Raw genomic sequence first — 26,180 nt, forward strand, 5'->3', positions numbered from 1 at the left:
TATATGACAATGAAAATTTTAAAATTGTTATCAGTTGCTTTTTTATTTTGGCAAGTTCCGGAAGCAAAAGCATTAGCACCAAAGGATTCCGCAGCTACTTATTATGAGGTAGAAAATATTCCTTTACCCGACGGACTTATTGCCGAAACGGGAGCAATTGGCTTTATGCCTGACGGAAGGTTTGTGGCATGTTTTCACCGGGGAGAAGTTATGATGTATTCTCCGAAAACTAAAAAATGGAAACGCTTTGCGGAAGGGCTGCATGACCCTCTGGGAGTTCTGGTAGTAAATAACCATGAAATTCTGGTCATGCAAAGACCGGAACTTACCAGAATCACTGACACTGACGGTGATGGAGAAGCAGATGACTATCAGACAGTTACTGATGATTTCGGTTTGTCCGGCAACTACCATGAATTTGCCTTCGGTCCTATTGCTGATAAACAGGGAAATCTGTACATTTCACTTAATCTTGCTTCCAACGGCGCAGGAATTCGTCCGGAAATTCGTGGAAAATATGATTCTTTATCCCGCCCGGGCAGAATGTATTCTTGCGTGCCTTATCGTGGCTGGGTGATGAAGCTGGGAAAAGACGGAAAACTAAAACCTTTTGCAGTCGGATTCCGCTCACCGAATGGTCTGGGTTTTGATGCTGAGGGTAAATTATATGTTTCTGATAACCAGGGCGACTGGCTCGGAACCAGTAAGTTATTTCATGTAGAAGAAGGCAAGTTTTACGGACATCCTGCTGGTCTGATCTGGAAAGAAGATTTTCCGAGAGTTGTCCCGATCACTCTTCCGGTGGCAAAACTGGACAGTATGAGGACTAAGGAAAGTATTCAGTTTCCTCATGGTTATTTTGCCAACTCTCCTACCCAACCTGTTTTAGATAATACGGGAGGCAAATTCGGCCCTTTTTCGGGCCAGATGCTGATTGGCGATATGGATCATAAATATGTAATCAGGTTATTAATGGAGGAAGTTGACGGAGCTATGCAGGGAGCCTGTGTTCCTTTATCTTTCGGCGCTAAAATGAGAATTGGTAATAACCGCCTGGTTTTTGCACCGGATGGCAGCCTTTGGGTAGGACAAAATGATCATGGCTGGGCCGGAGCGAGAGGTATTCAGAGAATCAGCTGGAAAGGTCAGACTCCGCTTGATGTTATGGCCATGAATCTGACGCCAAAAGGTTTTGACCTGACTTTCACGCTGCCTGTAGATAAAGAAACGGCTTTGGAATTAGCCAATTATAAATTCAGAAGATTTTATTATGAATATCATCAGGCATACGGTTCAAAGCAATTCGATGTGCAGGATGTTGCGGTCAAATCTGTCGTACTTTCTCCTGATGGGAAAAAGGTTTCCCTGGAGCTGGCAGAAATGAAACCAGGTTATGTATATGAATTAAAGGCAGGAGACATCACTTCTGAAAATGGCAATAAAAGCCTGATTAACAGATTATTGTGCTACTCTCTTAACAGACTGAAAAAATAGTAAAACAGCCCGGATGAGGCTTTCAAACTTTTCATCCGGGCTGTAATTCTCTCCTTCCGCTTCAGAATCACGTTCCTTCTCCGTTATCCTTTCCGGAAATCCCCTCTTCTTTCTGGCTTTTTGTAAAACGCTGCAACATTCTGATTCTCAAAAAATCAGGTAAATTTTCTATTGGATTTGGCAGCTTTAAGAAAAAGCAGTACTATTGTTTCATAATGATACAATGAATATAAATAATACTATCTTTTGGTATTTTTCTACCAAAAAATTCAGAAAAAATTAACTTATCCATACACACAAAACAACATCTCAATATTCATGGAGCATCTAGCCGGAGCCACAGAGAAAAATTCCTTTAATCGCCGTCAGTTTCTAAGTCAGGTTGGTATGATCGCCGCCGCCACTGCTTTTTCCGAATCGGTATTTGCCAAACCCAAACCATTATTTGAGATTTCCCTGGCGGAATTTTCATTGGCAGGATCTCTTTTCAGTGGTAAACTGAAAAACATGGATTTTCCGGCCAAAGCCAAAAATGATTTCGGAATCAGTGCCGTAGAATACGTATCCGGCTTCTGGAACGGGAAAGGTGCTGACAAAGCATATCTTCAGGAATTAAAACAAAGAACTTCCGATCTTGGCGTCCGAAACGTCCTGATCATGGTAGATGGCGAAGGTGATTTAGGAGCAAGTGATGCTAAAAAACGCCTTGAAGCAGTAGAAAACCATTACAAATGGGTGGATGCTGCTAAGTTTTTAGGCTGTCATTCTATCAGAGTCAACATGGATGGCGATGGTTCTCCGGAGGAAATTATGAAAGCTGGTGTGGAAGGTTATGGAAAACTGGTAGAATACGGACAAAAAGCCGGAATAGGTGTTATCATCGAAAATCATATTACCGTTTCTACCAATCCTGACTGGCTTGTGAGCCTGCTGAAACAGGTAAAAAATCCATATGCAGGCTGTCTGCCTGATTTCGGCAATTTTACAGAACGTGAAAAGCCTAAATCCATGACTTTGGAAGGTTTTAAAAATGCTAAAATTCTTCATGAATATGATAAATACGATGGCGTTAAAAAGCTGATGCCTTTTGCTAAGGGAGTAAGTGCTAAAACCCATACATTCGACAGTGAAGGAAATTGCACCGATACAGATTTTGCCCGAATGATGCCAATTGTTAAAGCAGGTCTCAGCAAAAATTTCAAAGGTTTTATCGGAATTGAATATGAAGGAGGTTTTATGAAAATGATGGGAGCAACTGAAAATTACCTGGATGAAGACGCAGGAATCAGAGCCACAAAAGCCTTACTTGAAAAAGCATTGTTGTAAATTACTTTGGCTTTCGGCAATCAGCTGTCAGCCGTCGGCATTAGTTTTTTATTTGTGTGCAATCATTTTATTTTCAAAATAATGAAAAACCGAAAAGTCCCTGAAATTGCTAAATACTAAGGCAATTCCAGGGACTTTTATGCTTTATATTGTAAAATAGGTTAATGCCGACAGCTGATTGCCAACAGCCTGAGCCAATTTATTATCCTATCTGTAATTTCCGGGAGTTAATCCAAATTTCTTTTTGAAGGCAGTATTAAAATGCTGCACATATTCATATCCGCAATATTCTGCCACCTCGGAGATACTCCTCCGGCGATCCTGCAAAAGACGGGTAGCTTCCTGCATTCTCAATTCATGGAGATACCCGAAAACCGTATACCCAAATAACTCCTTAAATCCTTTTTTGAGTTTGAAATCATTTAGCCCGACTTCATGAGCTAATTCTCTCAGAGATAAAGGATGGGAAAGGTTTTGTTCTACCAGAAATTTCGCATGATGTAATTTGGCCATATCGCTCTCCTGAATCGTCAATAGTTGTAGTTTGGAAGAGTTATTTTCTTCATACTGCTCTATCTGCAACATCAGCAACTCCAATACTTTCGCTTCCAGAAAAAGTCTTTTAAATACCCCTTTTTTCGGAGAATTTACTATTTCCTGAATAATCATCTGCATCTGAGGAGTAATTACCAGGTTTTGTTTAGACATAATGACAGCGCTTTTCCGGTCTATCATTTCAGCCATCCTGCTCAGAATCCTGCAATCTTCATTAGCAAGGCGTTTAAAATATTCCTCACTCAGATGTACCTCAAAAAACTGGCAGGGGCCATTTTGCTTCTTAATACTAACTTCTCCTTCTACATAGGGCATGTAATAGAAATTATGCTGAAGATGGCTGAAACTTGATAATTTACTTTCTCCTTCAAACCTTTGCTCGCTGATTCCGCTCAGGCTAAAGTGCATTTCCAAAACAGAGGTATCTGTTTCTGCTTTCAATTTTAAATCATCATACAACAATAAGGTTCCGCTATTGATGTGCATTCCTCTGAACCAGGATTCAGTCACTTCCGCTTTTCCCTTCCGGTGGTCAAGCAATATTTTTTGTTCTTCCAGTCCTTTTTCAGAATGGAAATCATCGGGGAGAGAGCCTTCATATAATATTTCATTGCAAGAGGTTTCTGTAAGTCGAAATTGCATAACATAATCCGTTTAGCGTAATACTTAATCCGTTTGACGTAAATTCCGGCTAAGTAAAAACTGGCAACTTTGTATAAAGTTAATTACTAAACGTCATAATTAGTTCAAATATGTCAAAAGTTCCGAAATGGGTTGGAGACACCATAGAAATTGTGTTCAGGAACCAGATACATCCCGTAGAAGTTTCAGCCGTTGAATATCTTTCCGATAAACTGAAAAAAGTTGTTTTTAAAGGAAATTTAGGAGAGAATCCTTTTACACCAGGTCAGGTGGTTAAATTCAGAATCAGTGATACAGAGTACAGACATTACACTCCGGTAAAATACGACATCAACCAGGGAATTTGTGAAGTACTTTTTTACCTGCATGGTAAGGGTATTGGCAGTATATGGGCAGAAAATCTGAAGATAGGAGATTTCTCAAAAATTCTCGGACCGGGTGGATTTCTTAAATACAAAGAAGAGAGTAAATACCACTTTTTGTGGGGAGATGAAACCTCTCTGGGCTTATTTAAATGCCTGAAAGAGTCTATTCTGCAAAACCAGCAGGAATATTTATGTCTGCTCGAGCTGGAAAAAGAACACCATAACTGGGTTTCTCTTTCAGGTTTAACAGCAGATGTAATTGATAAGTCTGAAGAAGACCTGCAGACTTATCTTAATGATTTCAATGAAAAATGCTGGAAAAACTGGCAGAATGCCACTTTCTATCTCTCAGGGAGAGCAGGATCTATCCAATCTTTCAGAAAAATGTTACGAAAAAAAGGGGTAAAAAGTCAGAATATTCAGACTGAACCCTATTGGGCCAACGGGAAACATGGTCTGTGAAACCTTTCCTTATTATCTCTTTCCTATTCGCTGATAATAATCCCGGTTTCCCGATATGTTCTGATCTGGCTTTCAGATAAAAATGTCTGTATCTCTCTGAGGGAAATCGGTTGATTCAACCGGAATAAAGCCTCATAACTTTCCGGTTTCAACGGAAAAGTCTGATAGGTTCTTTTATTCAGCAAATAACAATCATCATTCAGCTTGAATAATCCAAACTGTTTATTATGAAATCTAAACCTCAACGCAGGATCTACCTGTTCAAACTCAACAAGCTCTGGCTTATTCTGAGACGGAATTGACTCAAGGTCAATGAATTTATGAAAATAGAAAAGGCTTTCCCACTGGTCAACATATTTCTTCAGATAAGTTTCCAAAACACCATACAATTGCCGGGTGGTATTATGGACGTATTCCTGCATACGAACCTTTCCCCAATCAGGAACAATGGGATCAAAAAATCTGAACGTCGATTTTGGTAAGGTCTTTCCTTCCTGCGCTTCATAAAAGGAAATTACCGGAATAACTGGTGTTTTTGTGGCATAGGAAATGAGCGCAACTCCCGTTCTCGACCAGATATAACTGTTCAGAAACTTCACTTTCAGGGATTTTGTGTCTCTTTTATAAACTCCGCCATTTCCTGAGTTTCCGTCCAGGAAGATGACAATGGAATATTTTTCCTGAATGGCTTTCGTAAGCTGTACCCCAATGTCCAGTGCTTCTGCATCCAGAACCCTGGCCTGAGTATTCAATCCTGTCTGGCGATTTATGTCAGAAACCGTTTTGAGAACCTCATCTGCCTGTCTGTTTTTTGTTTTGGTATCTACAACCAAAGCAATATTAATATTATTGAAAGCAAGAATCCCGATAATCCCGCGATATGCACCCATGTGATAGGTACAGAAGATTCCCGGTTTATCAGTATATTCCTTCAGAAAGGATAATCCCTGTACAGAATTCATTCCGGTGAGATTACCGCTTTGCAGATACCCGATATCTTTGGAACGAATGGCATGATTCGTGATCAGTCTCAGATAAATACCTTCATGCTCCTCTTCTTCTATTTCGGGCATAAAGCTCTGAAGGTTAGCCGAAAGGAAATGAATATCTTTCACCTGATGGCTCCTCTTTTTTACGATTTCCCGATCAGCAATTATAGTTTTCATTTGCGCATATTCCTGCTCAATAGAAGCAGTCATGGCTTCCGGAATATGAAAAGATATCTGATTCATGACAAATTATGATTTTAGACAACAAGACTAGGTTTAGTAGCGACTGTTTCCAAACGTTTTCTGAGGACGTATTTTCTCCGTAATCTGGCATTGGTGTACATGATAATGGGAGTACCAATAACTGTAGGAGACAACCAGACTAACAAGGGACTATTGAAGGTGGCATTAACCACAAGAAATGCTGTAAAAGTGGCAATATATCCCCCACCCATTCCCATAATATGGCTGTAAATCCAGTGGAAATCATCTTTTGGCTGGAATAACAGTTTCTTAACATTTCTGTAAATAAACAACAGCGATAAGGCTCCGAACACCATTCCGGTCATTCCAAACGAATCATGTCTGAAAAAATAGGTATTTACCCCCCAGATGAACAAAGAGAAGGAGAAAATGATTGTCACAGCATTCAGAATCCAGTCGATCTTTGCCGGTTTTTGTCCTTTTGAAAGTTTCTTGAGGTATAATGCCCGGTATCCGGAACAAACCAGATAATAGCTAAAAAAGGCAATCATCAGGAGGAAAACCAGGTTTTTGTAAACAGCCACTACTACGGCAGTTGCAAAAACGCCCGTCATTCCGTAAAAATACAATCGCCCCCATAAGCGGTGCCCGGGGCCGCCTTTACGGGTAAGCATAGCTACCGGACCGGAAACCAGAGCCAGCGTTCCGGCTGTGGCGTGTATATAAATGAGTATTTTGACAAATATTTCCATCTTTTATGTCATTTAGAGAGGTTTTAAGCTGCTTTTTTCAGCATAATGCTCACTGTATTTCCACCTTTATGCAAAGAGTTAACCAAAGCATAAGGTTTCTGGCTGTCGTGATGTAAAGTCGTTTCCGGAATATGAATATTTTCAGCAATACCTTTCAGCACTTCCGGAGAATAACCCGTTCCTGTTACTGCATTTTCACTTAAACACATTGCTCCGGTCAGCAAAGAAATAATCGGTGAAGAACTGAAAGTTTCTCCGGTTTTTCCTTTCACTGTAGTATAATAGACTGAAGAATCTTTCCAGATATTTTTGATAACAGATGCTTCGAAATCACGGATATGCCAGGGAAGGCAAGCTCCGCCTACCACCAAACCTACATTTTCTTTATCAATTTCAGTTCTTTCCAGTAAGCTGGTCATTGAATAGTCAAGGTCTTCATTGCTTCTCTGATAAAGAAAATCGTCATAACTGGTATCACCGATCACAGTATAATCAACCAATTCCGCATAGATTTTAGCACCTCTTGCCTGTGCATGTTCCAGTGTTTCAAGTACTACGAATGCCGAAGCCTCTCCGAAAACAATTTTTCCTCTTTCTTCGCTGAGGTTTTCTTCAAACGGAACCTGAACACCATTTTTAACCGGAGGAATCAGGTAATTACGTTTGTCGTGGGCAATTACAGGGACATCAATGATTTCGTCAAAACCACCACAAATAATAACATCTGCTTTTCCATCCTGTAAAAGATCAAAACCGTAACAAACCGTATTTTCACCCATGAGCATAGAACTCGGGCCTTTCAGACCAAAATTTCTTGCAACATCTCCCAAAGCACAGTTTACTGTTGTTTTGGTAAAATTAAAAGGGCTTACTTTTCCCGGACCTTCTTCAAATAATTTCACGAGAAAGCCCTGCACAGCAGAACTGGCACCAAAGCTGGTATCAATTAACAAACCCAATCTTTCGGCATTCCCGTCATTTACCTCCAGGCCTGCGTCTTTGATAGCAAGGTTACAACCTACCATTGCCATTTGAGAGTATTTCAGCGGAAAAGGAGGACGGATATTTTCAAAATGTTCTTTAAAGTTAAAATCAGGGCATTTTCCGAAATATTGAGCCCCGACTTCCGGCATATTCCATTCTTCACGGATGGTAATTCCTTTTTCATTATTGACAAGACTGTTCCAGAATTGTTCTAATCCGACCCCCATATTTGATAATACCCCACCGCCGGAAATAACGATTTTCTTCTTGTTTTCCATGTTTTATTAGATTTAGAGTAACTGAAGTTAAATATTATGAAATCAACACCGTAACGGTTCCTTTCGCGGCTACACCCTTTCCGTCAATTTCAACTTTTGCATCAAAAACCATATAATTGAGCACTTTGTATTTATGGTTTACAGTAATGGTAAGTTTATCTTCCGGTCTTACTTCTTTGTTAAAGGACACATTATCAATTTTAATCGCCCTTCCCGATTTCACGGTTCTCTTAGCACTTTCATCAGCAGCCTGTTTGTTAATCGGCGGCATCGCTTCTCCGTCAGGTGCTTTAAATTTGGTAAACATCGCTTCAAGGCGACCGAAAATACCACAGCTCTGGAACATCATTTCAACCAGAATTACCCCCGGAAAAATCGGCTCTCCGGGAAAATGTCCCTGGAAAAACATGCTGTCTGCTTCTACCTGCTTACTAACTCTGACAAAAAGGCCAGGTTTGTATTCTTCGATCTTATCAATCAATAACATCGGGGCCCGGTGCGGAAGCAGGTCTTGCGCATAGGGAATCTGGAAAATTGAGGCTGCCATAATTTTTTGAGGTTTAGTGTAATAATAAGCGTTTTGTACACTGCTTTTATGCGGCCTGACTGAAACGTTCTATGGCAATGGATGCCATACATCCGCCAAATCCGAAGGAATTGGACAGGGCCACATCAAATTCATAGTCAAGGGCCTTATTTACTACCAGTTCAATATTGTCTTCGGTTCCGATCAATGATTCAGAAACGTTGCAGGAAGGAGGAATAAATCCATGGTGCATTCCTAAAACAGTGGCAATCAATTCAATACTGCCGGCTGCTCCCAATGTATGCCCGATCATTGATTTAGTTGAACTCAGGAATACATGTCCATCTCCGACCAGGCTTTTGATTCCGTTAATTTCCATGCCATCATTGGCTCCGGTTCCTGTTCCGTGTGCGTTGATATAGTCAAGTTTTTCTACCGGAATATTTCCTTGTGTCAGCGCCTGCAACATTGTCGTTCTGGCATTGCTTCCGTCAGGTTTCGGTGCAGTCGGGTGATACGCTTCATTCGCGGCAGAATATCCTTTGATTTCAGCATAAATTTTAGCGCCTCTCTTTTGAGCAGCGCTCAAACTTTCTACAATGACAAAAGCACTGGCATCTCCCAGAGTCAGGCCGTCTCTTCCTTTGTCAAAGGGTCTGCAAACAGATTTTGACAGGTTTTGAAGAGAGTTAAACCCGCTGTAAGTCAGCTCTGAGAAAATATCAACTCCTCCGGCTACTGCCATATCAATTCTTCCTTTGGAAATCAGGTCAAAAGCCCTTCCGATTGAATTAGTTCCTGAAGCACAAGCTGTGGAAATAGTTGATGTAGGTCCTGAAAAACCAAAGTTTCTCAATAAATTTCCGGCAATAGTCGGCGTTGATCCTTTGAAATGTAAATCAAAATCAACGGAATCAAAAGGTCCGCTAACTCTCTGATGGGTAAGCTTCATAAAGGGATAGGACCCTCCGATTGTTGTAGCAAGGCATAAACCTAACCTGCGTTTATTAATTTTGGACAGATCTACCGCTGCATCTTTCAAGGCATCGGCTATTACCATTGTAGAAATCTTGGTCAGGATCGTATCATCTTCATTTGCCAGCGACTCATAGAAATCCTGGTCGATGGTACAAGCCTGGGAATTCAGATAACATTTCGCTTCTGTGGAGAAACGTTTTTCATTAATTGGACTTAACCCGCTTAATCCGTGATAAAGACTGTTTTTAAATTCTTCCACGTTGCGGCCGTTAGAGGTATGTACCCCTAATCCGGTTACTACTACTCTTTCCATCGTTTTTATTGGTTTAGAGATCAACCGCCTATTCCTCCATCGATGGTCATTTCCTGACCAACAATATAAGCCGGGGCATCACAAATTAAATATGCTACTAAATTGGCTACTTCTTCCGGAGAGCCTTTTCTCTTCAAAGGCGTTTTGGCCATTTTGGTTGAAAAATATTCTTCAGTCAGTTCCCTGGTCATATCTGTTTCGATCAATCCGGGAGAAACACAGTTGATCGTTACCCCAAACTGACCACATTCTTTTGACAGTGCTTTGGAAAAGGTAACAATTGCCGATTTTGAAGCAGAATAGGCAGATTGTCCTGGATTTCCTTTTTGCCCTGAAAGAGAAGTCATGTTAATGATTTTGCCACCTTTCTGGGCAATCATCATTGGCAATGCCACTCTGCAGGTATTCGTCACACTTGCCACATTGGTTTTAATAACATTCCACCAGCCATCATCTGTAGTCAGCATAAAAGGACGCCCATCCCCTAAAATCCCTGCATTGTTGACAATAGCATCAACTCTTTTATGGTGCTGTTTGATTTTCTGAAACAACTGACGCACTTCAGAGAAACTGCTCATATCGCATTGGTAAGCCAAAGGAGCCGGCCAGCCGTTTTGTTCAATCTCATGCACTAATTCATTGGCTTTCGATTCATTACTCAGGTAAGTAAAAACAATGGTATTTCCTCTGGAAGCCAATTCCAGACAAATAGCTCTTCCTATTCCCCTGCTTCCTCCGGAAACCAGGATTACGTTTGGTTGCGAAATCATTTTATTGATGGTTTAGATATGTTATTGATCTGTTTTTAAGAATATTTTATGAAATATCAGCTCTTCTATTTACCCTTTATATTTTTACAGAGTTCTGTCATCTGTTTTGCCAGAGGTCTTCCCCAGTGTACTGTAATTTCCTGCTCAGAGGCCTTCTTTTCTTCATAAATGGTCAGTGCTTTTTCGAAAAACGGTGCCGCTTTTTGTTTTCCCCCTCCAAAAGCAGAAGGAATATTATAAAGATTCTGACCAAGCAGATAATACGCCCTGGGGTTTTTTGCATCAAAAGAGAGGGCTTTTTCCAGATAAGTTCTGGACTGTGTTACCATTTCCATTCCTCTTTTCATAAAATCTACTTCGATCCGGGCAGTACAAACCATAGCTCTCAGGCAATAGATTTCAGCATTTTGCGGAGAAAGGCTATCCGCATGATCCAGTAATGCACTTGCTTTATCACAATATCCGTCAATTTTGCTGACATCCTTTTCTTCATAAGCTGCGCTCACTTCACAAAAAGCCGCATAATAATAAGGCAGCCATTCTTTCTTCTCCGCATCTCCTATTCTCTGGAAATTATGGTAATATTTATGAAATTCTGCCACTGTTCTGGCAGAATCAATCAGGGCAATGTTATGCAGCATCGCAGTTGTGTAACGGTCTGACTGGGCTCTTGTGGCCCAGGTTATCAAACAGGCTGCAAGTAAGAAAATTAGTTTTTTCATGAGCTGATCTGTTTAACTTGTTTTTTGAAAGAAAACTTTCAGGCTAGGCGGTTCCCTAAACTCCAGTTTTCCAGTAAAATCAATTTATTTGAGGTTGATAGTAATTGTTCTCCCATCATTTCAGAGATTTCTTTCAGGTAATCGAAAATAAAGAAATGCCCTCCTTCAAAAATATTCAGGTCGATTTTTGGTCTGAACTCTTTCTGCCAGAAAGAAGCTTCTTTCACAGTATAGAGATCATGTGTTCCGATCAGAATAGTAGCGTTTACATCCAGTTTCTCTCCCGCAAACTGCTCATATTCAAAGAAATCAAGGGCTGCAAGATCCGCTCTCAGAACTTTCTCATAAAGACATAATGCTTTAGGACTTGATGCCAGGTTCTGAGACTTACCACTCATCTTTTCCAGTTTCAGAAGCAATTCTTCAGTAGGTAATTCATGAACGCCTCTTTCTTTTTCATGGATACAGGCTCCGCCTCTCCCTGAAAGGAAAACATGAACCGGCATCGGGTACCCGGATTCTCTGATCCGGTGCAATAACAGGAAGCTAACCATCGAGCCCATACTATGTCCGAATATTCCGTAAGGTTCGTCAAGGTATTTCTCAATTCTTTCAAATAAATTATCAGCAATCTGATGCAAACAATCCAGCGGTTTTTCTGTAAACAAGGTTCCATGACCTGGCAGATCCAGAGAAATCATATGAATTCCCTCAGGCATATACGGTCTGAACGGCGTGTAAGAAAACTGACTACCGCCAACAAAGGGTAAACAAAACAGTCTTACTTTTTGCATGTGCTTACTGGTTTAAATAAGGTTATTTAACAGCTTCTCGAAACTGATTTCTGATACTTCCGGTTTTGTTTTTCCTGTTTTTCCGGCGACATAGCAATAATAATCGGGATGTACATTTACTTCATGCGTCATAAATTTTTCATTTCTCCAGAAACAATACGTCCCGCTGGACTCAATCGTATGAAAACCAAGGCTCAGCCCTTTTCCGATAGCTTTGGAAACGGCTTCTTTTTGTACCCATTTCTTCAGCAGATAAGTATTCCCAAGGTTTTCTGCACTTAGTTTTTGCTGTTCTATTTTACTGAGAAAAAAGGCAGTGCTACTATTGATCTGATGAGTATTTCTCTCAATATCCACCCCGACGGCATCCATTTCATTGGTCAGGCAAACCACCTGATTGCCGGCATGGGAAAGACTGAAAAACATTGGAATACCTTTCAGTTCCGGTTTTCCCAGCATATCATAAACCAGTCTGTTGAGCAGAGCGACTTTGCTCATCCCGGACTTTCCGGCCAGTACTTCGGCCAAAAGGATCTTTGCCGTAAATGACCTGTTTCTTGCCTGTTTTCCCGGGCATTGCTTCAGTCTTTTCTGTAAAGCCAGTGGCAGTTTCAGAAGAGATTCTGTCGCATCAAAGTCTTTCGGAATATGGGTGTAAAAAAGGTGCATTCCACAGTCAGTTTTAGTAAAACTATCTTATCCTCTACTTTTCACTTAAAAATTCATTGGTTTTGATCATCTCAATCCTGAACATTTTCCCCGCATCTGTATTGAGTGTATCACTGAGTTTTTCTATGATGGCGTCTGGGTTGACGGCATAATCATACATGGAAACTGTTTTAATCTTTATTTTCCGGTTTTCTTTTTCCAGGGATAATTTCAGCAGGTTGAAATGCGAATAAAGGATATTTTCAATTTCCTGAAACCACAGCTGTCTTTTTCCGATATAAAAAGATTCCTTTTTCCGGCCCATAATATAAAGGTTTCCCGTTTCAGAAATATATCCTATATCTTTGGTCGTAATGGCATTGAACGGTTTGATCAATCTGGTCAGTCTGGCATTCAGATATCCGGAAGTCACCGAGGGACTGTTAATATGGATGGTTCCCAGTTGATTAACCGCCAGAGAATTTCCGGATTTATCAATGATTGATACTTTGATTCCATTATTGGCTTTCCCGACAGAATTGATTTCTCTATATTCCTGAGAAGGGATAACGTTAGTACATACACGCGGGCCAGCTTCGGCCAGACCGTAAGTCTTCACAATAGGGCAGCCAAAGAAACCCATAGCTTTCAGGATAGAACTTTGCTCCATCCGGTTACCGCCGATCGTCACAAAGCGCAGGGAGCTGGTGTTCATTTTATAAAAACCCTTGCTTTGCAGGTAATTGATCTGACGAATCATCGGTGGAACCATAAACAGGGTAGTTACCCTGTATTTATTAAGAAGGCTGCCAATCTCTGCCAGAAAAAATTTCCCGTCTGTAAGAATAATGGTTGCTCCGACATACAGGTGGCTAAGAAACTGTCCAACCAGTCCGTAAGAATATCCCATCGGCAGGGCCACCACCGTAATATCTGTATCTCTGATAGACAAAGCTTCGGTATTCGACTGGATATTCCGGATGGTTCCCTGTACAGTCAGTTTCACAATTTTAGGACTTCCCTTGCTGCCGGAACTGGTTACAAGAAATGCTCCGTCAGTGATTGGTTTGAACTGTTTTTTGTTTCTGAAAAGGGTAAAATAATCATCCCAGTCTTCTTTTCTGAAATCTTCTTCTGCTAATTCCTGGCTGGTTCCACCAGACATGAGCTTATTATTCACCAGAAAAAACGAGATATTCAGGGTGTCGATTTTCAGGACATCCAGTTTGTAATTTACTACAAAAGGAACCGCTCCGATGTCAACCAATGCCAGGAAAAAAATTCCCAGTCTGATACTGTTGGCGCTTCTGATTGCCACCACGTCTCCTTTGCATACACCCCGGCTCAGTAACTTTTCGGAGCATTGGTCTTTGAGATCCCAGAGCTCCCCGAAAGTCAAGGACTCCCGGCCTTCAATCAGGGCTGTTTTTCCTAGCAGCCCTGTATGATTTGACCGAATCTTTGCTATTAATTCGTTGGTGTACATTTCACTTTGAGTTTATGATTGCTGTTTATTTCAAGAAAATAATGAGGTAAATCTGCCTGAACTATCCCCAGTAAACCATTTTCACCAGTATGCTTTGATTGCTTTTTACTTCAACTTTAACATCTTCGAATGCAGGAGGTCCGGCCTTAGGTTTAGGATTGTTTGAAAAGCCATATCCTTCAGAAGGAATTCCTTTCATCCCTCTGTTGAGAACATTGTCTTCATTTTCATCATGAATCACGCTAACCGAATATTCTCCTTCCGGAATGTCTTTAAACTCTACTTCCATATCCTCTCCGCTGATTTTTGTAACCTTCAGCTGGTAATTGGTTTTCAAAAAACCATCTTTCGTTGCCAGAGCGATTCTCACGGAGCCGTCGGTATTTTTCAGCCCTTCCAGTCTTACTTTCACAGAGTAAGTCTGTACAGGAGAGAAAGAAGCAGTCAACAGGGTAAATGCTGTACCCAGAAACAGAATTGAAAAAGTTTTATTCAGGATTTTCATTGTTATTAAGGTTTAGAGGTTTTTTGATGAACTTTCATTAATCTTCAGCAAACAGATCCGCTTCCAGCGCGTCCCAGTCGATAATGCTGTAATGTTGTTTTTCAGGTAAAATAAATTGCTCGTTCATGATATAATACATTTAAAAGTTTGATAATCAATTATTAACTTCCTAAACCGGAAGAGATTTTAACGGCAGAAAGCCATTCGTTAAGCTGATCTGCGGAAGGAAGTGCTTCATCAGCATCATTCAGTATAGAGTCTCCGCTGGCATCCCATTCCATCAGGTAAGAGGAAGGTCTATGGGCTTTTTTTTCAACCTTTTTCATACATTTTCAGAGTTTATGTTAAAGAATTATTGTGTTTTACTGATTTAAAAAATCATTCATTGTTTTTTCCCTTTTGTCTATGCCCCAGTTCAGAAATATGCCCAGGTAGAAAAAGCGGCTTGCCATGGGCGTAATTGCCTGTCTTTTGCTAAAATCTATCGCCGAGTATTTATAACCGAAGACCTGCTCATTTCCAAGGAGATTACTTACTGTTCCTACAATAATGGCATTGGCTTTAAAAACTGTTGCCAGATGTGCTACTGTAAGGCCAATATTATGATAATCAATCGTTTTGTCCTTCATGAAATCTTCCGCACTTCGGTTCGGATTGAAATACGGTCTGCCGGAAGCATAGGTGTATGTCAGTCCGATATTGGTTGAAATCGGAGAGAAATATCTTCTCAATGCCAGGGAAGCCGTATGTTCTGCGGCAAAATTCGGTCTGGCCTGCACCGGAAAATTCAGGTATTCCCGTTTAGTATCGAGGTAAGAATAGGAAATCCAGTATTCAAGGTTTCTGATCATTGTACTGTTTTTCCAGAAAACTTCAGCACCCTGAGCATATCCTTTCCCGTTGCTGTTTATATCAGGAATCGTTTTGATCAGACCGGAATAGTCTTTGTGATAGAGCTCCATCCTGATCAGATTTGTCTTGTATTCTTTCTGAAATCCAAGGATATAATGGGTTGACTTCTGAAAAGTCCGCTTTTCCGGCTCAACAGTCAGATAATCACTGAGTGGTTTCTGATAAAAATCACCATAGCTAAAGAACAGTCTGCTTTTCGGTGCAAAGGTATAATTGATTGTCGCTCTCGGAGAAAAAGCCCATTGTCTGAGTACCGATGAATATTCAAGCCTGACTCCGGTTCGTCCTTCTATTTTGTCAGACAGTTTCCAGTTACTTTCCGCAAATCCTGCCCAGTAATGGTCTTTTACCAAACCGCTGAGAGCCTTTCCGCTTAAAGTCTGAATATTATTAATTTCATCATTACTGTAGAAATATTCCATTCCTGTATAAAGGTCTGTCACAGGGCTTAGAATCTTTCTGATTACGGCTCTTGCCTGAAATACCTCTCCATCTACTATTCTCTGGTTTTTAGGCATTTGTACTGACTGATCGGCCGCAAGTGTATCGAGTTCGTACTGATTCCTTTGCGAACTATAAGATAAACCTGTTTGTATAAAAGTGCCGTTACCGATAAAATTGCTGAAACTGATGTTTCCGTACAGGTTTTTGCTTTTCAATCCCAGGTAATTTTTAAGGTTTACCTGATCGAGGTTATTTTCATAAAAACTTACTGCATTATTGCCATACATTCCCAGAAACTTCAGGTAGCCGTTTTTTGATACCTTGAGTCGGTAATTTACGGTAGCGTCCAGATAAGCCGGGCCAGTTGTAAAGTCTCTGTATTGCTTAACAACCTGATAATAAGGCTGTAAATTTGAATAGTTCAATGAGGCTCCGAAAGACTGTTTTTTATCAGGCAGCAATTTGTTAAATTCCATATTAGCTCCGATCGAGCCCACATTAAGGTTAAATGTAGAACGATCAGGTAATTTTCTGGTGTCAAGAATCAGGGTGGAAGACAAAGCCTGACCGTACATGGCAGAGTATCCGCCACTGCTGAAAAAGTTTCCTGAAAATAACTCAGGAGAAAAGCGGCTTCTTTGCGAAATATCAGGTCCTCCGGTGTAAAAGAACGTTGTAGCAGCCATGCCGTCCACAAAAACCCTTGTTTCATCACTGGTTCCTCCCCGCACGAGTAAGCCGGTGGCATCGCTGGTGGGCTGTACGCCGGGCATAATTCTAAAAGCATTGCCAATGTCAGCATTTGAGCCTCCCATAGCTCTGATGTCGAGTGAGTGCAGGGTAATTGAACCATCCTTTACCAAAAAGTCTGAACCCTTTCCCTTAACCGTCACAACATCGAGGGCAGTAAAAGCATCAGTAAGCTGGATATTCAGAGCCAGCTTTTTAGGCTGGGTATTAAGATTGAGTACAGAGACAGAATCCTTATAACCTATACTGTGGGCAATAATGGTCTGTTCTCCTGTTTCCGTTGTTTCAAATGAAAATGAGCCATCAGCCACAGTTGCAGCACCGTCATAGGTTCCTTTCAGGGTAACACTGGCTCCTTCAATCGGCTTATTTTTCTTATCTCTGATGACACCGGAGATAAGTGTCTGGCCGTTTGTCTTCAGGCATATTCCCTGAAGGATACAAAAGGTCAGTATTATAATTTGGTATAACGTCTTCATCTGAATAAGGTTTTCAGGTTATGATTTATTTAACAGATCATGGGTTATCTACCTTAAAATGGCTTAGCAGATTCAGTAAAACTGTAATGGCAAGCTGAACTGTTACATCGCCTGTATCATATTGTTTGTGTACTTCCACAAGATCAGCTCCTATGATATTTCTGTTTTTCAGAAGCGATGTCAGAAGTGTACGGATCTCTGAGTAATCTAGTCCTCCAACCACCGGAGATGCTGTTCCCGGGGCAATCGGGGGGTCAAAAACATCAATATCAAAGGTTACATAAAACGGGACATTTTCCGATAAGTCAGGGATGCTCTCTCCTTTTGCCAGAATGCTCTTAAGCTCTTCTGCCCAGTATATGGTTCTTTTGGGTCTTCCTGTTTCCAGGGCATTGTGTAAACCTCTTATGCCGAATTGCCAGACTTTTCTGACATTTTCCAGTTTTAGCACATGCAGCATGAAATTGCCGTAATGGTGTACCTTGTGCACATGGTCAATCTGGTCATACGGCGAAGTATAGGTATCTGTATGCGCATCGAAATGTAAAATGTGCAAATCAGGATATTTTTCAGCAGCGGCCCTGATCAGCGGAAAACTTACGGAATGGTCTCCTCCGATAAAAACCGGACGGTTCCCTTTTTCAAAAAGATTCCGTGCTACCTGATAGATTTTTTCATAGATAAACGGGGTACTCTCATTAGTATTGATGAAAATGTTCCCGGCATCTTTCAGGGATTTAAGTACCGTTTTTAAGTTATCATAGTCCAAGCCAGGTCCTAAGTAGGGCATGCCGGAATTACTTAAAGCCTGCAATCCTATTCTTTGCGCATATTCTCTGAGGTAATCAGGAAAATCTGCCGCATTAGCTGAGCGCCCGTGTCCTTTGCCAAAAGGAATGCCTGTCACCACGATGCGATTTTCTTCCTTTTCAGGGTTCAGCATTCCTGCACCGAAAAGTCTGTTTTTTACGGCAACCGTTCCGATGGTAAAAGCTTCCGGACTTTCTGCATCATAAATCAATCCTCTCTGGTAAAGAAAATCAATAATTTTCTGATAATGACCACTATAGGCGCTGAACTCCTGACTGAATTCATCCAGAGAACGAGGCTTTTTAAAAAACCGGAGCATTGAAACCACTGTCTCACCCATTTCGAAGGATCTTCCTGAGATCAGATTGCTGACAACCACTTTGGGAGCAGACTGATCAAAGTTCAGAAAGGGTGACTGGATATAGATCTCGCCGGTTTTCATGCGTTTCTTCTGTTTTTAAAATAACTTCTGTATGTTTTGGTATTGACTGTCGTAAAGTAGACAAATAAACCAAGGGAGAATGAAGCCTGTAAAAAAGGTTCGGCAGAGCATATAGAAAAATCATTGATGAGATTCCTGGCGGCCAAAGGCATCATTGAAATGGTATTAAAAAAGAACACTATAATTTTTCCGTAGAAATAAACCATGAAAATGTATCTCCCTATAGAATAAATAATCAGGAAAGGATTTTTCAGATCTACCATTTGCAGTACTTTTTCAGGGATTCTGATTGGTAACTTCGGAAAAAAGCGATTCAGGAAACGTACCAGATAAATATTGGATTGCTGTCTTAAATTGGGCAGGGTAAACAAGTCGCTGTAAACCCAGTATCCGTCAAATTTCATAAAAGGCAATCCGTTGATAATCATTGTGGCAACGTTAATTTTAAGCAGGAAAGTGATCATAGCAATGATTTCAGGGTTTGTTCCACTGTGATAAGTCCAGTAAATGAGCCCCAGATTGATAATCGCCTGGATGAAAATTCCTCCGAGGTTTACGATTACTCTTTTTGTTTTATTCAGTTTCCAGATACCTGTTACGTCTGTAAAAAGAACCGGAAAGATATAGTAAATGCCAAAACCAATATTTTTGGGTTTAACCCCGAATAAATAACTGGCAGCGGCATGGCCAAGTTCGTGCGCAAATAGAATGAAAGTAATCAGGGGATAAAAAAGTACCACATAGCTGAATCCTCTTAAGCAGTCGGAAGATACTGCAGCTTTGTGAGCAGCATAACTCCCCATTCCGATCAGCTCATTCATGTAATAATAATTAGCTCCCAGTGCCAGAATGAGAACCGGAAAGAAAAAAGCCGGGACAAAAGCATATTTTACAATAGCCAGCAGCCAGCGCATTTGTTCAAAAGTAAAGACTGTTTTTTGCCATCTGATATTCCCGATTCCTGCCAGACTTGTGGTATTGACAGCCGGGGGATTCCATACTCCGAGGGGTTTGATTTTATGTTCAATAATCTGTTCTAACTCAGAAATGGTAAAACGATAACTACCTGAAGCCCATTTATTCAGAGAATCCACAATTTCCTCATTGGTTTTCTTGTCAGATTTTCCCTGAAGAATCAGATAGAACAGTTCTCCAACCTGGTAAGGCTTCCCTCCCACTGTAAGAAGATAACTTCTCTTATCTCCGTTATGCTCAATCTCTTCTATCGTATAGGTAGCATTCATGATTTTCGGTTTTAATTACTGGATTTAGAAGTTGAATAAGTTGATAAATAACGGGGAAAAGATTTTCAGATACTTTCTCCCCGTTACAGGGTATGTCCTCACCGGCTTGACATATATGGATATTCAGAGATCTTCTGCTCTGCAATGTATCCTTGAAAGAATGAGTGACGATACGAAAAATAATGATGGGGTTTTGCCTTCCGGGTTTTCGGAATTATCCGGAACCGGAGAGAGTTGCTCACCCAAGCAGGTCGGGTGAGCAATCTTCAGAACACATCGGGAGCATGCTCAGGATGTGTGTTCTGTTATTAAGCAGCAGCTTCCTGAGAGATAGTACAACGCTCAGAAGCAGCAGCAGCAGCGGTCATTTCGAAACGCTCTTCCAATTCAACTACTGACAATGCATCATTTACTACTACTTCTTCTGTTGCTACGATTACTTCTTTCTGATTTGACATTTTCTTTAAAGTTTAGAAATTAAACATTTGTTTTAAATAAATAACAGTGCGTTTTGAATACCCTTGCATTCTGAAAGTGCACTACCCTTTTTTTAATCCGAAGTTTACCGACGGAAAATGATTAAGCAGCTTCTGCCTGAGTGATAGTACAACGCTCTGATGAAGCGGCTGCAGCAGTCATTTCAAAACGCTCTTCCAATTCTACAACTGATAATGCGTCTGTTAATTCGCTAACTTCTTTTTCCGAGATTAATCCTTTTTGGTTTGCCATTTTTTTGAATAGTTAAATAGTTATTAAAAAGTTAAACATATAACACTAAACTGCGGGAGTAGCTAATTCCCTATATCCGTTTGTGCACAGGAGGCTTAGGTTCTGAATTGAAGCGACTGAACAGGTTTTAACGCTTTTGTTTATACGTAATTTTGTCAGCCGGGGTGATTTAAGCTGCTGCCAGGCTGTTCTCTGCTACTTTACTGTAGATCATTTCGCTGAGTGTCTGTAAATTCTGGAAGCTGGCTTCATCAAGATCTGAAGGCAAAATGCCATATTCTTCAGCTAATCTTGAGGCTATTTCAAGGATTGCCAGTGAGTCCTGGATTAATCCTGCGGATTCTTCGTTACCAAAGAATGAGGTTTCATCGGTGATGGTTACTGCACCATCTAACTGGAGAACGTTGTCGATGATCGACGACACTTTTTCTTTAATTTCTGCTAATTGTGCCATAGTGTTTTTAGAAATTTAGAGTTTATTAGATTTTTCCGGTACACTGTAAAAATACAATGTGATTTTCTGAAAGTGATGGTTACTGAATGTTGACTTTCGTCGTTATAAAAACTAGGTTTAGAGATTTTTCTTTTGGTTTAAGGATTGATGTTTAAATCATTTCCCTTATTTGCTGAATCAAAGTAAGCAGGTTTTTTGTCGTTTTAAAAAACATTTCGACGAACTTATCAAAACTGTCGATGAAATTTAATTTTATTGTATAATATATTGACTATCAATTATTTACTGTTTTTTATCACACTTTTTCTCTGATAAATCAATCTTAAAATGAGGGCATAACGAATCCCTCCGGCTTTTAAAATCCGGCAAAAAACCGTTGCATACTTTCCGGGAAACCGGAGGCTGAATTTACAGTCCGCTATCTTCTATGGACAGATCAGGCTCCTGCCAGTTCCGGTCAAAATTATGAGAGGAATATTCTCCGCCGTGAAGGGAGTCAAGCATGTTTTCAGGTAAAATCACAAAATCTTCCTGGTTTTTGTGCATGAGCTGCATGTCGGAATTAGGCATGCTTTTGCTGATAATGGCTGAAAGGCTCTTTTTCATTTCTATAGTTTTCTTGTTTTTTCCGAAGCACAATTCCTTCCCCGGATCTTATAAAATCCAGGTGTAAAAATGTATACGGAAAAATAGGTTTAAATTAGTAACGAGGTATAATATTGGAGAAACAGGTCAGATGATTCCTCCGAAAATTCTGTGAAATAAATTCTTGTCGTCGAGCATTATTTCTGCATCTCCTGCCAGAATATGCTGAATCGTCAGCAGTTTTCCTGTATTGGTGGTAAAACCCTGTAATAAATGAATTTTCGCTCTGTAATGATTGTCCACCAAAACAGGTATAATTTCTGTTATTTCTCCTTCAAGGAATCCAAAATCTTCAACCGGATAGGCATCAAGTCTCAGAAGTACCTTCTGACCTACTTTAGTTTTTCCCATGCCTTTTTCAGAAATATTTAACTGCACCTCATAGTTGGTAATGGGTGGATAAATAATCATCATGGACTTCCTCGGGTTGTTCTCTACTCCTTTAAGGGTAAATATTTTTCCGCCAATCGGCGCAATTACGTAGTTATTGGTATTTTTTTCAGAATTATGTTCGATCAGTACGGTGTCTCCTGATTTTATCATTTCTGCATCTTTTGCAATCGTCTGATAACTCAGTCCCGGTGTTTTATACCAGCCGATTTTCACAGGCTGGTCTTTGGCTGTAACCTTCACATTGGCATGCAGAACGTCCGGGAAACGGATGTAATAAGAGCTTAAAACAAAGATGATAAAAACAGTGATTATCATGGTAATTCCCCAACGGACGATCCAGGGTGGAATCTGTCCGATAATTTCCTGAATTTCTTCGCTTTTATGTTCTATTTCATTGAAAGTTTCCATAAGATTTCTGGTAAAAAACTATTTCCAAATTTTGGTAATAGGTGCAGATCCGTCCGAATAAGTATAGAACTTAACTTTATTATTGATGTACAACTAAGCTGCTTCAAGTTCTAATTGGTTCTTCACCAATTCATAATAGGTCCCATTCTTGTGTTTCGTCAGGGAATGATGCGTCCCGATTTCTTTTATTTCACCGTTTTCAAGCACTACAATCTGGTCAGCATTTTTAACGGTACTCAGGCGATGTGCAATAATTATTACCGTCTTTCCTTCAAAAAACTCCTGAAGGTTTTTCATGATTATTCTTTCATTATTGGCGTCTAATGCGCTGGTTGCTTCATCAAAAAAGAGGTAAGACGGATTCTTGTAGATAGCTCTGGCGATAAAAATTCTCTGTTTCTGACCACCACTCATTCCGGCTCCGGTATTGCCGATTTTTGTAAAAAAACCCAACGGCAGTTTCCTGACATATTCTGCAATATTACTCACTCCTATTGCCTCAAGCATTCTGTATTCATTAATGGCTGTTCCGTCCACAGCAATATTTCTGGCAATAGTATCAGAAAAAATATAGCCGTCCTGCATCACTGTTCCACATTGCTTCCTCCAGGTTTTGGCGGAAATTTCTCCCATACTCATTCCATCAACCAGGATTTCTCCGTCTGTAGGTGCATAGAATTTGAGCAGCAGCTTCAGTAAAGTTGTTTTTCCGCTTCCGCTTGCCCCCACGATTGCCGTTACCTTGCCTTTAGGAATATGTAAATTGATATTTTTAAGTATCAGCTGAGATTTTGCTCCCCCATAACGGAAAGACAGATCTCTCAGTACAATGCCTTCTTCTTTCTTATTCTGCTGACTGTTCAGGCGCCAGATCTTGTCTTTAGGATCAAGTGCCACATCCTGAACGGAGAGCATCCCGCTCATTTTTTCATTATCATCATCCGTTTCCTCATTTGGCCGGTTATGAATTTCCCCTAATCGGTCCAGACTGATTTTCGCATCCTGAATGCTTCGCAAAAACTTAATAATCTGCGAAAGCGGTCCGTTCATCTGTCCGACAATGTATGAAATACTCAGCATGACACCCAGGGTAATTTCATGATTCATTACAGCCATTGCTGAAGCATAAGAGATCAGGATATTTTTCAGCTGAGTAACAAACGTTGATCCTACTTCCTGGTATTGCTCAAGCGCAAGATTTTTAATATTAATCTTGAAAAGTTTTGCCTGAATTCTTTCCCATTCCCAGCGTCTGGCTCTTTCACAGTTATTTAACTTGATTTCCTGCATTCCGGTAATCAGTTCATAAATGCTGTTCTGATTTTCTCTCATTTGCTGAAAACGCCTGTAGTCAAGGCTTTTTCTCTGTTTTAAAAAAATCAATATCCAGGTAATTGAGATGGCACTTCCGATAAAAAATATCAACAGCAGTTTCAGGTTGTAGAGCCCCAGAACAAGGGAAAAAGTAAATAAATTAATTATAGAAAAAAATGTCTGAAGTGTAGATCCGGTAAGAAATGCTTCTATCCGGTGATGGTCATTTATACGCTGTGAAATATCTCCTATGTTTTTCGATTCGAAAAAACTAATGGGTAATTTCATCAGTTTTACGAGAAAATTCGAAATAATTGATACACTTATTCTGGTATTGATATGCAGTAAAATCCAGTTTCTTATCAGGTCAATTCCCATACTTCCCAAAAACAGAATCAACTGGGAAAACAGGATGAGGTGGATAAAGTTATAGTCCTGTCTGTGAATCCCGTAGTCTATTAAACTCTGGGTTAAAAAGGGAAAAACCAGTGCCAGAAGGCTGCTGAAAACCATCCCGAAAAGTATCTGAAAAAGATATTTCCTGAAAGGTTTCAGATAATCGACCAGAAAGCTGAACCCCATTTTTTCTTCTTTCTGCTCTTCTGCATTTTTCTGAAATTCCTGAGTCGGTTCCAGCAGGAGAACAACACCTCTTTTTCCAGGGCTTCCCTCCCAGCATTTCAATAAAGTTTCTTTGTCGATATTAACCAGGGCATGTCCGGGATCAGCCAGCACAAACTGTTCTTTAGGTTTTTTTGAAAAAAAACTCCAGAAGCTCTTTCTGATATCATATAACACTACAAAATGTTCCTGATTCCAGTGAAGGATACAGGGAAGCGGCGCTTCTTCAATCAATTGCTCGTACGATAATTTTACGGCAAGGGTCTTAAATCCAATTTTTTCAGCTGCCTCACTTATTCCCAGCATACTTACACCCTGACGAGTGATGTGGGCATTTGAGCGAAGGAAATCCATCGAATAATTTTTGCCATAGTAAGCTGAAATCATCCGTAGGCAAGTCGGACCACAATCCATGTAGTCGAGCTGTCTGTAAAATTTAAATTTGCGCTTCATAACCCTAACGATATATTTTATACGTTATCATTTTTTAATACCGAAACTTTCGAGAACCGGATTCTCATCCGTAATCCCGCTCAGGTGCAAATCATTCCGGAGTTCCAGGTAATCTATTTTCTCTAACTGGATTGATTCGAGTAATTCTTCCGGTAAATCATCCAATACCGAGTGTTGTATATGGCAAATCAGTTTTAATAAATCCTGACAATACACGGACGGATTATTAAAACCCCGGTTTCTGCCAAATCTATGAGGCAGATAACCTCCCCCGCAAACTTCTCCTACCGGACAATTCAGACATTGACTGCAAAGTTTTTCATGGCTCAGGTGGTAAATCTGCGCCAGGTCTGTCTGTAAAGCTTCGTCCAGAGAAGCAGAAAGAATGTTGACTCCGGCCTTGGTAAAGTTTTCACCACAGGATTTCAATGCTCCTATCGCCTCTATACTTCCGTCTGTTTCTATAACAATAAACTCATTTCTACGCTTTCCCCAATATTCAAATCCATTGTCTATGCCCAACACCAATTGCATTACTTGTCTGAATAACCTGATCTCAGGTTTTGGACTGGCATCATTCAGCCAGGTGTCAAAAAGAGAGATAAGCCAGTCGGCATATAAAGTTTTCTCCCCGGAAAAATCAATTCCCTTCGGGAGATAATCGAAATTCCCGTCCGGAAACAGGAAATTCACATGTCTGATTCCCAAAGACTTCAGGTGGTGATAGGTTTCAACCGGATCAGAATCTACATCAATTACAGTCAGAACTCCCGGTACACCTTTTAAATAGGCCGATTCCTGTGCAATTTTCAGACCTTTTACGGTTGCCTGATAAGAGCCCCGCCCCTGATGATCTACTCTGTGCGCATCATGTATTGCAGGCAGTCCGTCCAGGCTAATACCAACCCTGATCCCCAATGAGGCAAAAACCTCACACCATTTATCTGTAAGAAGAACTCCGTTCGTCTGTAAAGAAAAGCCCGGAGTAACAACTGAATCCAGTACTTTTCCGGCCGTTTCTACGAAATCAATATAAAAGTCCGGTGATAACAATAAAGGCTCTCCTCCATGAAAAATAAACTCAAAATGCTTGATTCCATGCAACAGGCAATGATTTTTAACTTCATTGATCAGCGCTTCAACGATCTTTCCGCTCATAAATTTAGGCTGACCCAGATAACTTTTATCAGCCAGATTGTACATGTAGCAATAATCGCAATTGAGATTGCAACGACTTGCTACTTTGAGTATGGCAGCCTGACACTTTAGACGCTCCTTCATTATTATTC

At 40.4% G+C, this 26,180-nt stretch carries 27 protein-coding genes; 4 read left to right on the forward strand and 23 right to left on the reverse strand.

Going from position 1 to position 26,180, the window contains the following annotated elements:
• Nucleotides 1-9: 9 nt before the first annotated feature.
• A complete protein-coding gene (locus BM179_RS12005; RefSeq protein WP_143095216.1) occupies nucleotides 10-1,494 on the forward strand; it encodes a DUF7133 domain-containing protein in 1,485 nt (494 codons plus the stop codon).
• Nucleotides 1,495-1,812: 318 nt separating this feature from the next.
• A complete protein-coding gene (locus tag BM179_RS12010) occupies nucleotides 1,813-2,820 on the forward strand; it encodes a sugar phosphate isomerase/epimerase family protein (RefSeq protein ID WP_092017106.1) in 1,008 nt (335 codons plus the stop codon).
• A gap of 207 nt (nucleotides 2,821-3,027) precedes the next feature.
• Here the strand turns inward: BM179_RS12010 and BM179_RS12015 are convergent, their stop codons facing one another.
• Entirely contained in the window at nucleotides 3,028-4,017 is a 990-nt protein-coding gene (locus BM179_RS12015; RefSeq protein ID WP_092017108.1) for a helix-turn-helix domain-containing protein, read from the reverse strand.
• A 110-nt stretch (nucleotides 4,018-4,127) separates the two neighbouring features.
• On the opposite strand from BM179_RS12015, the gene BM179_RS12020 reads away from it, so the two are divergent.
• The gene (locus BM179_RS12020; RefSeq protein WP_092017110.1) at nucleotides 4,128-4,844 is read left to right on the forward strand and encodes a siderophore-interacting protein; all 717 of its coding nucleotides are present in this window, start codon (nucleotides 4,128-4,130) and stop codon (nucleotides 4,842-4,844) included.
• A gap of 23 nt (nucleotides 4,845-4,867) precedes the next feature.
• Here BM179_RS12020 and BM179_RS12025 read toward each other — a convergent pair whose 3' ends face one another.
• From BM179_RS12025 to BM179_RS12090, 15 genes are all read right to left on the reverse strand, one after another.
• Nucleotides 4,868-6,076 (reverse strand): lysophospholipid acyltransferase family protein, encoded by a 1,209-nt coding sequence (locus BM179_RS12025; protein ID WP_092017112.1) that lies wholly within the window; start codon nucleotides 6,074-6,076, stop codon nucleotides 4,868-4,870.
• Between the two features lie 14 nt (nucleotides 6,077-6,090).
• Nucleotides 6,091-6,789: a DUF2306 domain-containing protein gene (locus BM179_RS12030; RefSeq protein WP_092017114.1), complete on the reverse strand. Its 699-nt coding sequence runs from the start codon at nucleotides 6,787-6,789 to the stop codon at nucleotides 6,091-6,093.
• Between the two features lie 23 nt (nucleotides 6,790-6,812).
• Entirely contained in the window at nucleotides 6,813-8,051 is a 1,239-nt protein-coding gene (locus BM179_RS12035) for a beta-ketoacyl synthase N-terminal-like domain-containing protein (protein WP_092017116.1), read from the reverse strand.
• Between the two features lie 34 nt (nucleotides 8,052-8,085).
• On the reverse strand, nucleotides 8,086-8,598 hold the full coding sequence (locus BM179_RS12040) for a 3-hydroxyacyl-ACP dehydratase FabZ family protein (protein ID WP_092017118.1): 513 nt from the start codon (nucleotides 8,596-8,598) through the stop codon (nucleotides 8,086-8,088).
• Between the two features lie 46 nt (nucleotides 8,599-8,644).
• Nucleotides 8,645-9,868 carry a beta-ketoacyl-[acyl-carrier-protein] synthase family protein gene (locus BM179_RS12045; RefSeq protein WP_092017120.1) on the reverse strand — a complete coding sequence of 408 codons (1,224 nt, stop codon included), beginning with the start codon at nucleotides 9,866-9,868 and terminating at the stop codon, nucleotides 8,645-8,647.
• 20 nt (nucleotides 9,869-9,888) lie between these two features.
• Nucleotides 9,889-10,638 carry a 3-oxoacyl-ACP reductase family protein gene (locus BM179_RS12050; RefSeq protein WP_092017122.1) on the reverse strand — a complete coding sequence of 250 codons (750 nt, stop codon included), beginning with the start codon at nucleotides 10,636-10,638 and terminating at the stop codon, nucleotides 9,889-9,891.
• A gap of 65 nt (nucleotides 10,639-10,703) precedes the next feature.
• Complete coding sequence (locus BM179_RS12055) at nucleotides 10,704-11,360, reverse strand: tetratricopeptide repeat protein (protein ID WP_092017124.1); 657 nt, start codon at nucleotides 11,358-11,360, stop codon at nucleotides 10,704-10,706.
• A 38-nt stretch (nucleotides 11,361-11,398) separates the two neighbouring features.
• Nucleotides 11,399-12,154: a thioesterase II family protein gene (locus tag BM179_RS12060; RefSeq protein ID WP_092017126.1), complete on the reverse strand. Its 756-nt coding sequence runs from the start codon at nucleotides 12,152-12,154 to the stop codon at nucleotides 11,399-11,401.
• Nucleotides 12,155-12,166: 12 nt separating this feature from the next.
• The gene (locus BM179_RS12065; RefSeq protein WP_092017128.1) at nucleotides 12,167-12,823 is read right to left on the reverse strand and encodes a 4'-phosphopantetheinyl transferase family protein; all 657 of its coding nucleotides are present in this window, start codon (nucleotides 12,821-12,823) and stop codon (nucleotides 12,167-12,169) included.
• Nucleotides 12,824-12,857: 34 nt separating this feature from the next.
• Nucleotides 12,858-14,288 carry a class I adenylate-forming enzyme family protein gene (locus tag BM179_RS12070; protein ID WP_092017130.1) on the reverse strand — a complete coding sequence of 477 codons (1,431 nt, stop codon included), beginning with the start codon at nucleotides 14,286-14,288 and terminating at the stop codon, nucleotides 12,858-12,860.
• Between the two features lie 61 nt (nucleotides 14,289-14,349).
• Nucleotides 14,350-14,793, reverse strand: a complete 444-nt coding sequence (locus BM179_RS12075; protein WP_092017132.1) for a DUF2141 domain-containing protein — start codon at nucleotides 14,791-14,793, stop codon at nucleotides 14,350-14,352.
• Between the two features lie 161 nt (nucleotides 14,794-14,954).
• Nucleotides 14,955-15,119 carry a hypothetical protein gene (locus tag BM179_RS25295; protein ID WP_177219374.1) on the reverse strand — a complete coding sequence of 55 codons (165 nt, stop codon included), beginning with the start codon at nucleotides 15,117-15,119 and terminating at the stop codon, nucleotides 14,955-14,957.
• A 36-nt stretch (nucleotides 15,120-15,155) separates the two neighbouring features.
• Entirely contained in the window at nucleotides 15,156-17,378 is a 2,223-nt protein-coding gene (locus BM179_RS12080) for a TonB-dependent receptor (protein WP_092017134.1), read from the reverse strand.
• A gap of 37 nt (nucleotides 17,379-17,415) precedes the next feature.
• On the reverse strand, nucleotides 17,416-18,630 hold the full coding sequence (locus BM179_RS12085; protein ID WP_092017136.1) for an arginase family protein: 1,215 nt from the start codon (nucleotides 18,628-18,630) through the stop codon (nucleotides 17,416-17,418).
• Nucleotides 18,627-19,874, reverse strand: coding sequence for a M50 family metallopeptidase (locus BM179_RS12090; protein ID WP_092017138.1), 1,248 nt, complete (start codon nucleotides 19,872-19,874; stop codon nucleotides 18,627-18,629). The genes BM179_RS12085 and BM179_RS12090 overlap by 4 nt, the downstream gene beginning before the upstream one ends.
• Nucleotides 19,875-19,989: 115 nt before the next feature.
• Between BM179_RS12090 and BM179_RS25300 the strand changes: the two genes are divergently transcribed.
• A complete protein-coding gene (locus BM179_RS25300; RefSeq protein WP_177219375.1) occupies nucleotides 19,990-20,133 on the forward strand; it encodes a hypothetical protein in 144 nt (47 codons plus the stop codon).
• Nucleotides 20,134-20,182: 49 nt separating this feature from the next.
• On the opposite strand, the gene BM179_RS25305 is transcribed toward BM179_RS25300, so the two are convergent.
• The 7 genes from BM179_RS25305 to BM179_RS12120 form a co-directional block, all read right to left on the reverse strand.
• Nucleotides 20,183-20,332, reverse strand: coding sequence for a hypothetical protein (locus BM179_RS25305; RefSeq protein WP_177219376.1), 150 nt, complete (start codon nucleotides 20,330-20,332; stop codon nucleotides 20,183-20,185).
• Nucleotides 20,333-20,453: 121 nt separating this feature from the next.
• Nucleotides 20,454-20,603, reverse strand: coding sequence for a hypothetical protein (locus BM179_RS25310; protein WP_177219377.1), 150 nt, complete (start codon nucleotides 20,601-20,603; stop codon nucleotides 20,454-20,456).
• A gap of 169 nt (nucleotides 20,604-20,772) precedes the next feature.
• Entirely contained in the window at nucleotides 20,773-21,057 is a 285-nt protein-coding gene (locus BM179_RS12100; RefSeq protein ID WP_092017142.1) for an acyl carrier protein, read from the reverse strand.
• Nucleotides 21,058-21,465: 408 nt separating this feature from the next.
• Nucleotides 21,466-21,663, reverse strand: a complete 198-nt coding sequence (locus BM179_RS12105) for a hypothetical protein (protein ID WP_092017144.1) — start codon at nucleotides 21,661-21,663, stop codon at nucleotides 21,466-21,468.
• 126 nt (nucleotides 21,664-21,789) lie between these two features.
• Nucleotides 21,790-22,503 (reverse strand): HlyD family secretion protein, encoded by a 714-nt coding sequence (locus BM179_RS12110; protein WP_092017146.1) that lies wholly within the window; start codon nucleotides 22,501-22,503, stop codon nucleotides 21,790-21,792.
• Nucleotides 22,504-22,596: 93 nt separating this feature from the next.
• Entirely contained in the window at nucleotides 22,597-24,891 is a 2,295-nt protein-coding gene (locus BM179_RS12115; protein WP_092017148.1) for a peptidase domain-containing ABC transporter, read from the reverse strand.
• A gap of 27 nt (nucleotides 24,892-24,918) precedes the next feature.
• Nucleotides 24,919-26,172 carry a radical SAM protein gene (locus tag BM179_RS12120; RefSeq protein ID WP_092017151.1) on the reverse strand — a complete coding sequence of 418 codons (1,254 nt, stop codon included), beginning with the start codon at nucleotides 26,170-26,172 and terminating at the stop codon, nucleotides 24,919-24,921.
• Nucleotides 26,173-26,180 lie beyond the last annotated feature (8 nt).

This window comes from Pseudarcicella hirudinis (assembly GCF_900115665.1).
GTDB lineage: Bacteria > Bacteroidota > Bacteroidia > Cytophagales > Spirosomataceae > Pseudarcicella > Pseudarcicella hirudinis.

Coding starts and splice junctions, on each gene's coding strand:
- BM179_RS12005 (WP_143095216.1), top strand. CDS start 10: ATGAAAATTTTAAAATTGTTATCAGTTGCTTTTTTATTTTGGCAAGTT.
- BM179_RS12010 (WP_092017106.1), top strand. CDS start 1,813: ATGGAGCATCTAGCCGGAGCCACAGAGAAAAATTCCTTTAATCGCCGT.
- BM179_RS12015 (WP_092017108.1), bottom strand. CDS start 4,017: ATGCAATTTCGACTTACAGAAACCTCTTGCAATGAAATATTATATGAA.
- BM179_RS12020 (WP_092017110.1), top strand. CDS start 4,128: ATGTCAAAAGTTCCGAAATGGGTTGGAGACACCATAGAAATTGTGTTC.
- BM179_RS12025 (WP_092017112.1), bottom strand. CDS start 6,076: ATGAATCAGATATCTTTTCATATTCCGGAAGCCATGACTGCTTCTATT.
- BM179_RS12030 (WP_092017114.1), bottom strand. CDS start 6,789: ATGGAAATATTTGTCAAAATACTCATTTATATACACGCCACAGCCGGA.
- BM179_RS12035 (WP_092017116.1), bottom strand. CDS start 8,051: ATGGAAAACAAGAAGAAAATCGTTATTTCCGGCGGTGGGGTATTATCA.
- BM179_RS12040 (WP_092017118.1), bottom strand. CDS start 8,598: ATGGCAGCCTCAATTTTCCAGATTCCCTATGCGCAAGACCTGCTTCCG.
- BM179_RS12045 (WP_092017120.1), bottom strand. CDS start 9,868: ATGGAAAGAGTAGTAGTAACCGGATTAGGGGTACATACCTCTAACGGC.
- BM179_RS12050 (WP_092017122.1), bottom strand. CDS start 10,638: ATGATTTCGCAACCAAACGTAATCCTGGTTTCCGGAGGAAGCAGGGGA.
- BM179_RS12055 (WP_092017124.1), bottom strand. CDS start 11,360: ATGAAAAAACTAATTTTCTTACTTGCAGCCTGTTTGATAACCTGGGCC.
- BM179_RS12060 (WP_092017126.1), bottom strand. CDS start 12,154: ATGCAAAAAGTAAGACTGTTTTGTTTACCCTTTGTTGGCGGTAGTCAG.
- BM179_RS12065 (WP_092017128.1), bottom strand. CDS start 12,823: ATGCACCTTTTTTACACCCATATTCCGAAAGACTTTGATGCGACAGAA.
- BM179_RS12070 (WP_092017130.1), bottom strand. CDS start 14,288: ATGTACACCAACGAATTAATAGCAAAGATTCGGTCAAATCATACAGGG.
- BM179_RS12075 (WP_092017132.1), bottom strand. CDS start 14,793: ATGAAAATCCTGAATAAAACTTTTTCAATTCTGTTTCTGGGTACAGCA.
- BM179_RS25295 (WP_177219374.1), bottom strand. CDS start 15,119: ATGAAAAAGGTTGAAAAAAAAGCCCATAGACCTTCCTCTTACCTGATG.
- BM179_RS12080 (WP_092017134.1), bottom strand. CDS start 17,378: ATGAAGACGTTATACCAAATTATAATACTGACCTTTTGTATCCTTCAG.
- BM179_RS12085 (WP_092017136.1), bottom strand. CDS start 18,630: ATGAAAACCGGCGAGATCTATATCCAGTCACCCTTTCTGAACTTTGAT.
- BM179_RS12090 (WP_092017138.1), bottom strand. CDS start 19,874: ATGAATGCTACCTATACGATAGAAGAGATTGAGCATAACGGAGATAAG.
- BM179_RS25300 (WP_177219375.1), top strand. CDS start 19,990: ATGGATATTCAGAGATCTTCTGCTCTGCAATGTATCCTTGAAAGAATG.
- BM179_RS25305 (WP_177219376.1), bottom strand. CDS start 20,332: ATGTCAAATCAGAAAGAAGTAATCGTAGCAACAGAAGAAGTAGTAGTA.
- BM179_RS25310 (WP_177219377.1), bottom strand. CDS start 20,603: ATGGCAAACCAAAAAGGATTAATCTCGGAAAAAGAAGTTAGCGAATTA.
- BM179_RS12100 (WP_092017142.1), bottom strand. CDS start 21,057: ATGGCACAATTAGCAGAAATTAAAGAAAAAGTGTCGTCGATCATCGAC.
- BM179_RS12105 (WP_092017144.1), bottom strand. CDS start 21,663: ATGAAAAAGAGCCTTTCAGCCATTATCAGCAAAAGCATGCCTAATTCC.
- BM179_RS12110 (WP_092017146.1), bottom strand. CDS start 22,503: ATGGAAACTTTCAATGAAATAGAACATAAAAGCGAAGAAATTCAGGAA.
- BM179_RS12115 (WP_092017148.1), bottom strand. CDS start 24,891: ATGAAGCGCAAATTTAAATTTTACAGACAGCTCGACTACATGGATTGT.
- BM179_RS12120 (WP_092017151.1), bottom strand. CDS start 26,172: ATGAAGGAGCGTCTAAAGTGTCAGGCTGCCATACTCAAAGTAGCAAGT.